Origin of the sequence: Chryseobacterium lactis (assembly GCF_003815875.1) — a bacterium.
Classification (GTDB): Bacteria; Bacteroidota; Bacteroidia; order Flavobacteriales; family Weeksellaceae; genus Chryseobacterium; species Chryseobacterium lactis.
This window is the reverse complement of sequence record NZ_CP033924.1, coordinates 2,152,842-2,167,780: the sequence shown is the minus strand read 5'-3', so window position 1 is coordinate 2,167,780 and position 14,939 is coordinate 2,152,842. Positions and strand designations below refer to the sequence as shown.

15 protein-coding genes are annotated in these 14,939 nt (G+C 35.7%); 8 read left to right on the top strand and 7 right to left on the bottom strand.

Features of this window, described 5'->3' with window-relative positions:
• Position 1 precedes the first annotated feature (1 nt).
• Together EG342_RS09375 and EG342_RS09370 are read left to right on the top strand one after the other, a co-directional pair.
• Positions 2 to 3,718, top strand: coding sequence for a metallophosphoesterase (locus tag EG342_RS09375; protein ID WP_103291631.1), 3,717 nt, complete (start codon positions 2 to 4; stop codon positions 3,716 to 3,718).
• 329 nt (positions 3,719 to 4,047) lie between these two features.
• Entirely contained in the window at positions 4,048 to 4,770 is a 723-nt protein-coding gene (locus EG342_RS09370; protein ID WP_123868059.1) for a hypothetical protein, read from the top strand.
• Between the two features lie 84 nt (positions 4,771 to 4,854).
• Here the strand turns inward: EG342_RS09370 and EG342_RS09365 are convergent, their stop codons facing one another.
• From EG342_RS09365 to ruvX, 5 genes are all read right to left on the bottom strand, one after another.
• Positions 4,855 to 5,727: a hypothetical protein gene (locus EG342_RS09365; RefSeq protein WP_103291633.1), complete on the bottom strand. Its 873-nt coding sequence runs from the start codon at positions 5,725 to 5,727 to the stop codon at positions 4,855 to 4,857.
• Between the two features lie 59 nt (positions 5,728 to 5,786).
• A complete protein-coding gene (gene mazG, locus EG342_RS09360) occupies positions 5,787 to 6,554 on the bottom strand; it encodes a nucleoside triphosphate pyrophosphohydrolase (RefSeq protein ID WP_103291634.1) in 768 nt (255 codons plus the stop codon).
• Positions 6,555 to 6,769: 215 nt separating this feature from the next.
• Entirely contained in the window at positions 6,770 to 7,327 is a 558-nt protein-coding gene (locus EG342_RS09355; RefSeq protein WP_103291635.1) for a DUF5606 family protein, read from the bottom strand.
• 76 nt (positions 7,328 to 7,403) lie between these two features.
• Positions 7,404 to 7,976, bottom strand: coding sequence for a peptide deformylase (gene def, locus EG342_RS09350; RefSeq protein WP_103291636.1), 573 nt, complete (start codon positions 7,974 to 7,976; stop codon positions 7,404 to 7,406).
• Positions 7,973 to 8,389, bottom strand: coding sequence for a Holliday junction resolvase RuvX (ruvX, locus tag EG342_RS09345; protein WP_103291637.1), 417 nt, complete (start codon positions 8,387 to 8,389; stop codon positions 7,973 to 7,975). The genes def and ruvX overlap by 4 nt, the downstream gene beginning before the upstream one ends.
• 115 nt (positions 8,390 to 8,504) lie before the next feature.
• Between ruvX and EG342_RS09340 the strand changes: the two genes are divergently transcribed.
• Positions 8,505 to 8,981, top strand: coding sequence for a SixA phosphatase family protein (locus EG342_RS09340; protein ID WP_103291638.1), 477 nt, complete (start codon positions 8,505 to 8,507; stop codon positions 8,979 to 8,981).
• Between the two features lie 175 nt (positions 8,982 to 9,156).
• Here the strand turns inward: EG342_RS09340 and EG342_RS09335 are convergent, their stop codons facing one another.
• Both EG342_RS09335 and EG342_RS09330 read right to left on the bottom strand, forming a co-directional pair.
• A complete protein-coding gene (locus tag EG342_RS09335; protein ID WP_103291721.1) occupies positions 9,157 to 10,359 on the bottom strand; it encodes a retropepsin-like aspartic protease in 1,203 nt (400 codons plus the stop codon).
• A gap of 135 nt (positions 10,360 to 10,494) precedes the next feature.
• Entirely contained in the window at positions 10,495 to 12,039 is a 1,545-nt protein-coding gene (locus EG342_RS09330; protein ID WP_103291639.1) for a serine hydrolase, read from the bottom strand.
• Positions 12,040 to 12,132: 93 nt separating this feature from the next.
• On the opposite strand from EG342_RS09330, the gene EG342_RS09325 reads away from it, so the two are divergent.
• From EG342_RS09325 to EG342_RS09305, 5 genes are all read left to right on the top strand, one after another.
• Positions 12,133 to 12,597 carry a hypothetical protein gene (locus EG342_RS09325; RefSeq protein WP_123868058.1) on the top strand — a complete coding sequence of 155 codons (465 nt, stop codon included), beginning with the start codon at positions 12,133 to 12,135 and terminating at the stop codon, positions 12,595 to 12,597.
• A 90-nt stretch (positions 12,598 to 12,687) separates the two neighbouring features.
• Positions 12,688 to 13,137 (top strand): hypothetical protein, encoded by a 450-nt coding sequence (locus tag EG342_RS09320; RefSeq protein ID WP_103291641.1) that lies wholly within the window; start codon positions 12,688 to 12,690, stop codon positions 13,135 to 13,137.
• On the top strand, positions 13,137 to 13,634 hold the full coding sequence (locus EG342_RS09315; RefSeq protein ID WP_103291642.1) for a metallophosphoesterase family protein: 498 nt from the start codon (positions 13,137 to 13,139) through the stop codon (positions 13,632 to 13,634). Before EG342_RS09320 ends, EG342_RS09315 begins: the two co-directional genes overlap by 1 nt.
• 60 nt (positions 13,635 to 13,694) lie before the next feature.
• Positions 13,695 to 14,189, top strand: coding sequence for a Smr/MutS family protein (locus EG342_RS09310; protein WP_103291643.1), 495 nt, complete (start codon positions 13,695 to 13,697; stop codon positions 14,187 to 14,189).
• A gap of 18 nt (positions 14,190 to 14,207) precedes the next feature.
• A complete protein-coding gene (locus EG342_RS09305; RefSeq protein ID WP_103291644.1) occupies positions 14,208 to 14,924 on the top strand; it encodes a DUF3822 family protein in 717 nt (238 codons plus the stop codon).
• The last annotated feature ends 15 nt before the right edge of the window (positions 14,925 to 14,939 follow it).

Below are 14,939 nucleotides of genomic sequence, written 5' to 3'. Positions count from 1 at the left end.
TATGAATTTATCCTTTAAAACTCATCTAAAAAATACTTCTATTGTTCTGAGAACCGTAATGTCTGCCGGAGTACTGTACTCCTGCGCAACATATAACGTACAAAAGGGCAAAAACTTATTCGAAGTAAAAGATTCCGACGTAAAATCTGATAATGATTTTAAATTGTTCCTGATCGGGGACGCCGGAAATGCAGATGAAACACAGGCTCAAAAGACTCTGAATCTACTGAAAGGCAAACTTGATTCTGCCAACAACAATTCTATGCTCATCTTCCTTGGAGACAATATTTATCCCAACGGAATGCCTAAAGAAAAGGATGAAGGCTATGCTTTAGCAAAACAAAAGTTGGAAGACCAGCTGACCATTACCAAAAATTTCAAGGGAAAAACATTGGTTATTCCTGGAAATCATGATTGGTACAATGGTGTGGACGGATTAAATGCTCAGGAAAAATTCGTTAAAAAATATTTTGACGATAAAAAAGCATTCCTCCCTAAAAATGGCTGTCCTATTGATGACATCAATATTTCGAAAGATATTAAACTTATAGTTATTGATACGGAATGGGTCATTACCAACTGGGACAACCATCCCGGTATCAACAAGAACTGCAATATCAAAACCCGTGAAGATTTTTATACAGAATTCAAAGATCTTATTATTAAAAACCAGGGCAAAAGAATTATTGTTGCACTCCACCACCCTATCATAAGCAGCGGAACACATGCAGGTTTTAATTCTGCAAAATCTCATCTTTATCCCTTTAAAAGTAAATTCCCGGTTCCTGTTATAGGAAGCATCATCAATACATTAAGAAGTTCTTCCGGTGCCAGTCCGGCGGATCTCAACAATCAGCATTATGCAGATCTGGCCAACAGACTGAAAAGTATTGTTCAGGATAAAGAAAATATCATTTTCGTATCCGGCCATGACCATAATCTTCAATATCATGAGGATGGAAATATCAGACAGGTCATCAGTGGAGCAGGTTCTAAAATTGATCCGGCTACCATCGTAGAACCTACAGACTTTTCATATGGAGGCAGTGGTTTTGCTATTTTAAATATCAGAAATGACAAGAGTACTGACATTGAGTATTTCTCGACTAAAGACGCGGAGTTAAAAAAGCTTACCCATATTTCGGTGACTTCCAAACCTGATGTATTTGTCAATAATTTTCCCAATTCATTTCCTTCAACGTTCTCCTCTACTATATACCCGGTTCAGCTTACTCAAAAACGTAAATTTTACCGATGGCTTTGGGGAGATCATTACAGAAAGTATTACGGAATTCCTATTGAGGCACCTACCGCCAATCTTTCAGAATTAAACGGCGGATTCATCCCGTTCAGAGAAGGAGGAGGAAACCAGTCCAATAGTTTACGGTTAAAATCATCAGACGGGCAGGAATTTGTCATGCGTGGAGTAAAGAAAAGCGCCATCCGCTTTCTTAATAATATGGCTTTCCAGAAAAGTACGCTAGGTGAAGAACTGGCAGATACTTTCCCTGAGAAATTCCTACTGGATTTTTATACTACCAACCATCCTTTCACTCCGTTTTCCATTGGAAATATGTCTGAAAAGCTGAACATTTTCCATAGTGATCCTAAGTTGTATTATATACCAAGACAAAAGGCTTTAGGAAAATACAATGAAAATTATGGGGATGAAATGTATATGATCGAAGAACGATTTTCTTCGGATCCGAAAACATTAGCCTCTCTGGACAATGCAAAAGATATTGTTTCCAGTGATGATGTATTAAAGAATCTCAACAAAAACACCAAATATTCCGTTGACAAAGAATCTTACATCAGAGCAAGAATTTTTGATATGTTGATTGGTGACTGGGACAGACATTCGGATCAATGGAAATGGGCAGAATATGAATTAGGTGATAAAATTGTTTATAAACCTATTCCGAAAGACAGAGATCAGGCTTTCAGTAAATATGACGGTGCCGCATTTAAAGTGATTATGAATGTTCCGGCCATACGACATATGAAGACATTCACGGAAGACATCAGCAGTGTAAAATGGCTCGCTATGGAACCTTACCCGATGGATTTAGTTTTCTTAAAAGGTGCTACTCAGGAAGACTGGGAAGCACAGGCAAAGTACATCCAGGAACATTTGACGGATGCTGATATTGATGAAGCTTTCCGTAATCTTCCAAAAGAAGTTCAGGATGACACGATCGCTGAAATTCAACGAAAATTGAAAATACGAAAAACGAAACTTCAGAATTACGCCTCGCAATATTATGATGTACTTCAGAAAAAAGTACCATTGGCCGGTACCGTTAATCCTGATAAATTCGTTATTACAAAAAATGGACACTCTGTACTCGTACAACAGTATAAACTGGGCAAAAACAAAGATAAAAATGAACTTGTTTTTGAAAAAACATACCATGATTCAAAAACAAAAGAACTTTGGATTTATGGTCTTGAAGATGATGACATTTATGATGTAGTAGGGAAAGGAAATCCTAAAATGACGATCAGACTGATCGGAGGCTACAACCATGATGTATATAATGTAGAAGACGGAAGAAAGGTGAAAATTTACGATTTCAAATCTCAAAAAAACACCTATAATGCAGGCAGTGCCACCAAAAATATCTCTGACGATTATGATATCAATTCTTATAATTATAAGCATCCGAAATACAACTCGGTAGCCGGTTATCCCAATGCAGATTATAACCCCGATGATGGAGTAATCATTGGTGTTTTGGCGAATTATACCGTGAATAACTTCATCAGAGATCCTTATACTCAAAAACACAGCTTAAAAGCCAATTTTTATACGGCTACTGCAGGTTTCAGTCTTGTGTATAAAGGAATTTTCAAAAAGGCAATTTACGGTTGGGATTTCAATCTGGATGCGGCCTATACAACCCCGAGATTTTCTCAGAATTTCTTTGGATTATCCAACGACAGCCCTTATGACAAGGAAGATACTGAAAGGGAGTACAACAGAGCAAGAATTTCAAAATTCAATTTTGCGCCATCTATTTCTAAGAAAAGCTGGATGAATCTCAGCCATCAGATTCAGCTTACTTTTGAGGATAATAAGGTTCAGCGAAAGGATGATCGTTTTATCAACATCTCTCCGGATGTAAGACCTGAGGTTTTCAACAGTCAGCAATTTGTGGGAGCCAACTATACTTTTGGCTATAAAAATGCTGATAATGTAGCCTTTCCTACCCTGGGATTAGAGTTTATGCTTAATGCCGACTGGAAATCAACGTTGTCAGATTTCAACAAAAACTTTCTTACGCTGAAAGGAAAACTGGCGATTGACCACCGGATTGATAAAAAAGGAGTTTTCGTATTTGCGAACTCAAGTAACGTCATGTGGATCAACAATAATAATTTTGAATTCTATCAGGCGGCAGCTATCGGTGGTAACAACGGGATGAGAGCTTTCAGAAATGAAAGATTCTCCGGTAGATCCTATTTTATCAACAATTCTGAAATACGATGGGATTTTGGAAGAATAAGAAACAATATTGCTCCTGCCAATCTGGGAATCCTGATTGGATATGACATCGGCCGGGTATGGAATGATGCGGAAAATTCCAGAAAATGGCACGAGTCCGTAGGTGCGGGACTTTGGCTCAGCATCGTGGAAATGATGTCGGCAAGACTGAATTATTTTTATGGTTCAGACGGAGGAAGAATTTCTGCCGGAATAGGGATGAAATTTTAAAAATTGTTTAATAAAAAGCAAATTAACTCTAATTTTCTTGACTAGAAAAACACTACCCGTAAACCTTTTTAACATTAATAATCAGCACATTATATACTGCTAAAGAATTTATTTCACAAAAAGATAAATTTAAATAAAATTTAATAATTCTACTTTTTAATTAACATCTTTCACCGATAACTAAAATATGGTTTTTATATAAGAGCCATATTTTCAGCATTATAGACAAAACACATACATAGGTTAATATGTTTATTGATTTATAAAAAAACGGATATTTTAAAAAGAATATATATTTGTTTAAAATTATTTCAACCAAAACAAACCAGATGATGAAAAAAAAGCTATTATACATGGCATTATTTGCTATGTCCATAAGTGCAAATGCACAAGTTGGGATACTAACTCCTACTCCACAACATTCACTACATGTCAACGGTTCTCTTCAGGTTGTAAAAGACATTAATGTCGGCGGGAATGCAAATACCAAAGGAAATTCGGGAAACAGAGGCGAGTTTCTGATGTCAACCGGTGCCGGAAATGCTCCTGTCTGGAGAAGCATCGAGTCTGAAAACTTTCTGAAAGTCGTTTTTGTAGGCAACAAAACAAATATCAGTCCCAGCTCAGGAAGCTATACCGGAACAGGAAGCACACCTGTCAGTACCCACGAAAATTATGTACAAACGTATGTTTATAATGTGAGCAATAAAATTGACAATGCTTATCTTACCTATGATATAAATTCCGGATTATTTAAAGTGGTAAAAGCCGGCTTTTATAATATTGTACCTTATGTAACTTACGATCTCAACTTAAACGGAAACGGGCAAACTGCAGGAACAGCAAAATCAACCATTGAAAAGGTATCACCCACCAAAACGACTCTTACCTCAACCTCAACGGGGCACGGAGAACGTACTTTAGGGGTTTATCACAATATGTCTTCTATTAACTATTTCAATGTGGGAGAAACGTTCAGAATCCGATGTGTTTATACGCAAAGCTTTAGATTATCAAGTGGAAATATTCACATCTCTTACCTTACTCCTTAACTAAACTTTAATCACTTCAACTATACTAATCAAAAAAATCCACAGCTATTTTCTGTGGATTTTGATATGGTATGGAATGTTACTCTAAAAAGAAAAGTGATAGACATTTCCGCCCTCATTTTTTGCTTTTTCATCGGCAATTAATAATTCTTTATCATTTTTAAAAACAATCGCTTCTTTTTGAGAATTATGGTTTAAAGGAATTTTCTGAATTTTAGCCGCACTGAAATCATCTGCTGTAAACCCGGTAAGAACATGAATATTTTTATGGGTCAACAATACAATTTTATCCTTTGTCGTATTGATTGTTGCCGATGTGATTGCTGCATCGTTATATCCTCCCTGAAGTTTTAATCTACCGATTAACTTTGCCTCGAAATTCCCTTCTTTATTAGGAACTTTGAATACCAGAAATGTTCCATCGAAACCTTTACTCCTGTTTTTAGTAAACAGGTAAAAGTTACCATCCATCTCTACAAAAGCTTCACAATCATACAATAAATTTGATTTCTTAGGTGGAAATTCTGTTTGCCCCTGATAACGAAATTTGGTTGTCTGAACCACTTTTGTTGTCGTCTGATTACTGCTTTTCAAATCCGTTTTTAAAATCGCCAGATCCTGCCTTTCATTATCATTATTACCAAAATCACCGATATATATATTTCCTTGTGAATCTGATATAATATCTTCCCAATCCGTATTATCAGCATTTTCGACAGGAACTTTTGCTATCATATCGCCTTTATCATTAATCCCGTATACTGCATTTTTATTGCCTCTGTCTTCTATTAACCAAATTGTCTTTTGATCTTTTGACAAAGTCATTCCGGATACTTCCTTCAATTTTTTAGGCATTGAAAAAAGGGTCTGCAATTCCTCGCTGGTTGTAGGAGAATTTTGAGCTTTGGGATTACAGCTCAGCAGAAATAAAAAAGGTACAATAAGAAATCGCAGCATGTTTTCTTTTTTTTAAATTAAACTAAAAGTAAGAAGCATTAATCATTCCAATCAGAATGTTATGACAGTCGTTTTGCTTTTTCCCAGAGAACATCCATTTCTTCAAGGGACATATCTGCCAGTTTTAAATCCTGTTCGTCCGCCAGTCCTTCCATTTTCTGGAATCTTGAAATAAATTTCAGATTTGTTCTTTCTAAAGCAGAATCCGGGTTGATTCCTGAAATGCGGGCATAGTTGATCAATGAGAAAAATACATCTCCCAATTCCTGCTCTTTTTTCACCGGATCAGTCTCTTCATGAAACTCCTGAATTTCTTCATCTACTTTCTTCCAGGCATCTTCAGCATCATGGAACTCAAAGCCGATACCTTTTACTTTATCCTGTATTCTGTAGGCTTTTACCAAACTCGGCAGACTCTTTGGTACGCCTCCCAGAATAGATTTATTGCCTTCTTTTAACTTCAGTTTTTCCCAATTCTGCTTCACTTCTTCTTCATCCTTCACAATTGTATCCCCATAAATATGCGGATGACGGAAAATCAACTTTTCATTGAGTGAGTTGATCACATCTGCAATATCAAAACTCTCTTTTTCAGAGCCAATTTTAGCATAGAAAACCAAATGAAGCAAAACATCACCCAACTCCTTTTTTATTTCCTGTAAATCACCCTGCAAAATGGCATCTGAAAGTTCATACGTCTCTTCCAGCGTCAGGTGGCGAAGTGATTCCAATGTTTGTTTCTGATCCCACGGGCATTTCTCACGAAGATCGTCCATGATATCCAGTAATCTTCCGAAAGCATCCAGCTTTTCCTGTTTTGTGTTCATAATTTGAGAATTCAAGTCTTACAAATTTAAGGATTGTTTCTGTTATTCTGAATCCGGCAAAGGGAAATAAAGAATCTATTAATAAAATGTTGTCAGATTCCTTTCTACTTACTAATTAAACCTAACTGGTTTCAGAAACCAGTTAGGTTTTGGGCAATAAAAAAACCTTGTCAAGAAAATCTTAACAAGGTCTGTATTATTAATTCAAAAATGAATTATCCTTTTTTAGAGTGTGTACTCTTCGGAGCTGATTTTGCAGCTGAAGTAGCTTTCACTTTTGGTACAGCAGGTTTCTCTGCTTTTGGAGCCGCTTTCTTAGCTTCTTTTTCAATGCTCACTTCTTCAGCAGGTTCACCGTCCAATGTTTCAGGTTCAGCTTTTACGAAGCTGTCTGGAGTAATATATCCAGCTTTGTGAAGAATATTATACCACTGAGCCAATTTCTTGATATCAGAAGCATATACTCTTTCAGTATCGTAATTAGGAAGTGAAGACAACATAAAATCTTTCAAATCTCCATCTGAAGATTTGTGAGAAATAGTCTCCTTGTATTCATTGTTTTTAGCAATATTTTCAAAAACTTCGAACAAAGGAACTTCTTTTTCAAATGTAAACATTGCGATATTATCTAATAAGCTTACCTGGCTTGAGTTTCCAATGCTTACTTTTTTCTTGTTGGTAACATCTTCAATAATGAACCCGTTTCTTAATTGAGAAACTAATTTGTAAAGTCCTGGTTTTCCAGAAATTGAAATTATTTTTTCTAACAGCATAATTTTATTTTTTGTAAATTCTGCAATCAGCTCTAAGCTTTTTGCTTTTTATTATTTCTTTATATCCTTGTTTAAATTATTTTGGAAATCTCATTTTGTAACCGATGCTTACATCACCTTGAGAAATCTTTGCCAATTTTCCTTTTACCAGTTTCTTCTTCAATGAACTCAGATGATCGGTAAATAAGACCCCTTCAATATGATCGTATTCATGTTGAATTACGCGGGCTCTAATATCGGAAAAAGTTTCTGTATGTTTTACAAAATTTTCGTCATAATACTCTATAACGATTGTTCCTTTTCTTTTCACGTCTTCTCTTACGTCGGGAATAGACAGGCAACCTTCGTTAAACTTCCATTCTTCACCTGATTCTTCAAGGATTCTGGCATTAATGAATACTTTTCTGAACTCTGCCAATTCATCTTTGATATCCTCATAATCTTCATCTTCCGCAAGCGGCGTCACATCGATTACAAACAGACGAACATCCAAACCGATCTGAGGCGCAGCAAGACCTATGCCATTTGCGCTGTACATCGTTTCGAACATGTTATCTATCAATTCCTGTAATTCGGGATAATCTTTGTCTATATCTTTTCCTACTTTTCTCAAAACAGGATCCCCAAAAGCTCTTATCGGTAATATCATCTTACTCTTTGTTCTAAAAAATTCTGCAATATGATGGTTGCACTTACTTTATCTATTAGTCCTTTCTCTTGTCTCTTTTTTTTATTTTTTCCACTTTGGGATATAAAAAAAGACGCCATTTTGGAAGTAAATCTTTCATCAAAACGATGGACTGCAATATCCGAAAATTCTTTCTTAAATTCTTCAATGAATTTTAAAATATCAGTTTCCACTTCTGAAACATTTCCTTTCAAATCTATGGGAAGCCCAACTACTACTTCATCTACCTTATTTTCATTGAAATATTTTTTTAAAAACTCCAACAAAAATCGGGTCTCAACCGTATCCAGTCCGCTGGCTATAATCTGCATATCATCCGTTGCAGCGATGCCACAACGAGCCTTTCCGTAGTCTATTGCAAGGATTTGTCCCATAAGTCTGCAAATTTAGTAAAATTTACTGATTTTATTCATAACGCAGTTTTTTTATATAAATCATGTTTTATTCCATTATTTTTTTTATAATTTTAATCTTCCAAAAAACAAATATATGAAGAGACTCATCCTCGTAAGACATGCAAAAAGCGACTGGCCGGAAGAAACGGAGGACTTTGACAGACCTTTGGCAGATAAAGGTTTGGAGGATGCTATGAACATGTCCAGATTTTTAAAAAACAATCAGATTTCGATTGATCATTTCGTATCCAGCCCGGCAGTACGGGCGTTGAACACGTGCAAAATCTTTAACCAAACGTATCAGCTGAAATGTTCTACCGACGAAAAGTTGTACAATCCCTCTGAAAGAAGTTTTGAATCTGTAATCTATGACCTGGATGACCAGCTGAGTTCTGTAGCATTTTTCTCCCACAACAATGGAATTTCCAATTTTGCCAATTCTATTTCTGAAGACATCTTCCATTTCCCAACCTGTGGAGTGGCCGGTTTTGAAGTAGACTGCAATTCATGGTCAGAATTTGACGGTGCCAAAAAGAAACTCCTTTTCTTCTATGAGCCCGGGAAAATATAAATTCTTTCTACATTTCTTCATGTTTGAATATCTTTCATCTTCTTTTCCTGTCAGAAAAGGCGGGAGGTGTATGTTGACATAATTTCTTTAAATGATATAAAGCTTTCTTATTACAAACCGGGAAGCTGATCATATAATCATGATGAAGCGTTTCAACAATTTTCAGATTTTCAAATTACTTTTTATTAACGACCTCTTTCAAATATCTTTCATAATTCATGTAAGGTTCCTTTTCGCGACCGTTCGGCTTTAAGTAAAGCATTCCTTTTGTATTATCCAGAATTACATTAAACTGACTCAGGATTTGATTTCCAAACAATGTTGGCCTTCCGGTAGGTTTTAAAGGATCTGCAGCATTGGTTACAATATCCTTAAATTCTCTCCCACCGATAAAAGCATTTAACCGGACAAGCTTTCTTTCATTCACCATTTGAAGCTCTTTTAAATTTTCCCAGTTTTTGCCCTGGCTTGTGAAATCATCTCCAATCAGCATGGTTCCGTCTCTTCCCGTATCAAACAGAAACCAAAAAGAGTATTTCTTATCATTCTGAACAAAACTCACATTAAATTTCGGACGATTTTGTTCATAGAAGACTCTTTGTTTCTTAAATTCCTTTGCTTTGGCCGGTAATTCGGTATATACCATCATTATTTTCCGGTCATAATCAATTTCAATAATCTTATCTCTAAAAAAGCTGTTTCCTACAATAAGATCTTCTTCAGCTTTCATATTGCCTACTTCTGTTAAAGGAATATCATTCCAAACAGCATTACCTATTTTCAATGTATTTCCGGAGCTGGTACGTGCTTCATTGGTACCTTGTGTATTGCTTATTGTTGATTTACCTGTAAACGTAAGCTTCAGTTTTTCTGAAGATAGCTTATTAACGCATGATGTTCCTGCCCCAAGATCAAATTGTATGTTGACTTCTTCTTTTTCATTCAAAAGTCCTTTACAATAAATCCGTGAGCCAATAATAGTGAAAGGGATTTCCAAAGGATAAGGCCCGGCTGGTTTCAATGAATTAAAAGAAGGATCTTCTTTGGCCATGATACGAACAAAACAACTGTCTTTTCCATTTAACAAAACAATCAGATTATGACTTTCTCCATATTGGGTATTGAAACTTATCCTCTGCTGATCAGTAACAAGCTCCACTTTACTTTTCTTGTAAGGTATGTTTACGTAGTAAATATCAGGTCGCAGTTTTGGATCAAGTTTCCAGTCTATTTTAACATCAGTTCCGTCGTAAATTACAGAATGATCACTGGTAGCTTTAATGACAGGAATATGTTTTTGTGCTGATACCACTTCTACCCATCCGGATGAAAGGAAAAGAGATAAAAAAATAAGTGCAAAAAAAAGTTTGTTTATCATGGTATTACTGACTTGTTTCCCATTTACTCCACGAACACACAACGCACTCATTTACAAAGAGTAAATCCATATTTATTTACATTTTAAAGATATAAATAAATATGGATTCTTTTATTTTTTGTGGCAAAAACTTGACTATTTCCTTTTCAAATCCAGATCATCAAAATCAAAACTGAAATCCGTCACATCAGAAATAGGCTTCAACTTTGCAGATTGTGCTTTTCCGTTCTCATCATACTCAAAAATGATATAGGTATCGGCATCGTAGCTTCTGTCATCCCATTTTATAATGAAAGAATTGTTGGAAAACGGAAGCAGCTCACCTTTTAATCTTGGTGAGTTTTTACACGAAACTCTATATGCATTTCCTTGCTGAGCAATGTCTACATCCCCAAACCAAATATCGTTATATGTTCCGATAAACTGTTCTGCTTTTGGCTGAAGTGCTTTTTCTTTTTTAAATGCTTCGGATTTTGCAAATGCTTCCTTCTTTTGTTTGTCATAATCTGCATTTATTTTAGACATTCTGTCTCCGTATGTTTTCAGCCAGTTTCTGTCTGCTACTCCAAGATATGAGTCTTTTACCGTATTTGTGATGGTATTGAAAGCAGCCCCGGACTGTTGATTAGTCAATACCACAATTCCCAATTTAAGATCAGGAATTAAAGTAAACTGTGTCACTGTTCCGATTAATCCTCCGGTATGCTGTACTTGTTTGTGACCTTTCACATCACTTAAAAACCATCCTAAACCATATCCGTAGAAACTTGTATCATATGGATTTTTTGCAGCAACCCTGTCAGGAATCTGCAGGCTCCATAACTGTTGAGCATTTTTATCCGACACCAGCTTTTTGCCATCTTTGGTTGTAAAGTTATTCATTAAAAATTCTGCCCAGCTTGTCATGTCCTTAATATTGCTCATGATTCCTCCGGCGGCGTTACCCGTTTCATTCCAGTCGTGAGGAACGGCTATTGCTTTTCCGTCTACCGGGGCGTGGGCATCAATCTTATTGGTTGCAGCTTTGGCTCTGTTGTAACTTCCAAAACTCGCAGTCATTCCTACCGGTTTCATAATTCTCTGTTCGATAAATTCTGCCCAGCTTAGTCCTGAAATTCTGTGAATCACTTCTCCGGCCACGATAAACATGATGTTATTATAGTCCAGTTTCGTTCTGAAAGGATTTTCGGGTTTTAAATATCTTACATTGTGAACAATATCATTCACGGTTAAGCTACCTCCCTCCGGAAAAAACATTAAATCTCCCTGTCCAAGTCCTAATCCGGCTCTGTGAGTAATCAGATCTTTAATGGTTACATTTTGAGAAACATAGGGATCATACATCTGAAATTCAGGGATATATTTAGAAACTTTGTCGTCCCAGTTCAACTTTCCTTCATCTGCAAGAATCGCCAGTGCGACACAGGTAAAGCCTTTAGAATTAGAAGCAATTCCCACCAAAGTATTGTCATCCATGGGTTGTTTCGTAGTAAGAGAGCGCACACCAAAGCCTTTGGAGTAGGTAATTTTACCATCTTTTACAATTCCTACCGACATTCCCGGCACATCAAAGGTCTTCAGGGTATTTTGGATCAACTCATCCAGTTTTTTTTCTTCAACCTGTGCATTGGCCAATCCTACGGTCAAAAGAAAAATGAAAAAAGAAAGTTTCTGTTTCATTATTTTTTTAATTTTCCCAAATTTAGTAAATATGATGCTAACTTTGCTGCATTAAAATTCACTTATATCACATTCAATATGTTTTTATTACCGATGAAAAAATCTATTTGTATTATACTGTTGTCTTTCTTTACAATCACTTTTGTTAAAAGCCAGGACAGAGTTTCCAACCCTTTGCTACTACAGACATGGAAGCTGAAAAAACTGGACACCTATATTTATACGTTTGAAAGAAAAGATGTTTTTGACAACAAAAGCTTTGGAATCAGATTTAAAGAGAATGGGAAAATGCAGGCCAACTTACCTCAGGCAGGAGACAGAAGTGGCTTCATGGAAGATTTTAGTAATAAAAAATTAAAATTTGAACGTTATACAGGAGAATGGAAAAAAACCTCCGACAGTACACTCACTGTCATATTCTCTTCGAATTCCAGCATGAATGGCAATTTTATTATTTCAAGACTTACCAGTGGTGATTTAAAATTAAAAAGACTCTTCGACGCAAAAACAGAAAAGAAAATGGATTCTATCCGCAGGGAAAAAAACATTCTCGATTAATTTCTGAAACCTTCTTCAGGGAATTATCATCTCAATCAAAATAATTTTATTCAAGCTTCTTTATATTTGCAGAATAAAAAGCATTAAAAAATGACAATAAAACGATTATTGGCTTTCTTCATATTGATGATAAGCTGTAATTTATATTTCTCACAGAACGTAACCATCAAAGATGATAAAGTTTTGCTGGATGGAAAACAGATCTTAAAAGCAGAAAAAATCAATCTTGCCCAATATTCTTTTTTTTCCATGAAGAATGATGATGAAGTTTTACTGTATAAATACATGGATAATGAAACGCCAAGCTATGTAAGCGATGATTATTTTATTCTGAATTTTCTGACTGAAAAAGTGAAAATAGAGTCTACAGATCTAGGAAAGGTTTCCAACTTTATGAACTCGAAAAAAGGAATGGAGAAAATCATAAAATGGCTACTAAAGGAAAGGGTATTGAATCAGGATGGAGAGCTAAATCCTGACCGACTTTCTGTATTCAAAGAAAAATACGACGAAAATATTACTGCCAGAACACTAAGATAATGACAAAGATTCTTCTCCTCTCCGACTCCCATTCCTACATAGATGACAGAATTCTGGAATATGCTGCACAAGCCGACGAAATCTGGCATTGCGGCGACTTTGGAAGCATGAACGTTATTGAGCAGCTTGAAAAAATAAAACCTCTGAAAGGGGTTTACGGAAATATAGACGATGCCAAAATACGTGCAGAATTTCCGGAAGTCAATCGTTTTTTCTGTGAGGATCTGGAAGTCCTGATGATTCATATTGGCGGCTATCCCGGAAAGTATACTCCACTAACAAGAAAAGAAATTACAGAAAAAGCTCCCAAGCTATTTATTTCAGGACATTCTCATATTCTGAAGGCAATGTATGATGAGAAAAATAAACTTCTACATCTGAATCCCGGAGCTTGTGGAAAACAGGGCTGGCATAAGGTAAGAACCATGATGCGCTTTGTAGTGGATGGTGAGGAAATAAAAGATCTGGAGGTAATTGAGCTAGGATCAAGAGTTTAGAGTAGTAGGGTTTTAGAAACCTGTCAAGGTTGCGTTGGTAATTCAAAGTAGGAAAAAAAGATGAAAATCGGAGATACAGTTTCTGTAGTAGATGAAGATTTAAGCGGAGTTGTAACTTCCGTGAAAGGGAATATTGTGGTTTTTAAAGATGAATATGGTTTTACGCATCAATATCCCAAAGAAAAACTGGTTCCGAAGGATTCGGATCTTTATGAAAACGTCAGAGTAGTAAGAAAAGCAGAACCTAAAAAAGTCATTTCTAAAAAACATCAGAAAAATCATTTGGTTTTAGACCTTCATTTTCATAATTTGGTAAAGAATCCTAATGACTATGACAGCTTTGAAAGATTGTTTATTCAAAAGGAAAAATTAATTGAAGTATTGGAATTCTGCCGGAAAAATAATTTAAAGAGACTCGAGATCGTACACGGTATTGGTGACGGAACCCTGCAAAGAATGGTTCATGACGTTTTGGAAAGCCAGGTTAAACTTGATTTTTATAATAAGGAAATACTTCACCATCAATCAGGTGCGGTAATGGTAGAATTTCACTAAATTTGCACCAATTGAATTATGAACGTACTTAATTTACTTTTTACCAAAGACGGATTGATCTATCAGATTGTGAAAAATAAAAACATTCTGGAAGAAAAGTCTTATTTCGTTACCGAAGAAACCCCGGCCAGCCTTATTGATGAAAAACTGGATGAAGTTCTTATCAAACAACGTTTCGATGAGATTCAGGTGGTTTCCGCATGGAATCATTTTACATTGATGCCCGAAGGTTTTTCTGAGCATGATGCCGGATTTGACCTTATTTCCTATAATGCTCCGGCAGACAAGGACAAAGAAGAACTGATGCTTTCTATCAATAAAAAATTCAATATTCAGTTTTATTATACTTTTCCGAAAAACTATTATAAAAAAATAAAGGAGCTGGCTATTCCGGTACACTTTAATTTCTCGGGAGAAAAGTTTTTGAACTCAATCAACAATAAAAACAATAAGGAAATTCACATCAATCTTTATCATAATCAATGTGAATTTTTTGCTATTGATTCTAAAAAGATCATCCTTTACAACAACCTGGATGTGAACTCGGAAGTTGATTTTCTTTACTTCATTATGTTTACCTTGAGTAAAATAGGTTTCGGAATTAATGAAACCAATTTCTTTGCTTATGGTGAGACAACGGAGAACGAAACATTTATTTCTGAGCTTCAGAAATTCGTTAAAAACCTGAAGATTGTTTTTGACAACGTTCCCAATAAAAATTTTATACTTAATTAAGGAACAAAGAATCAG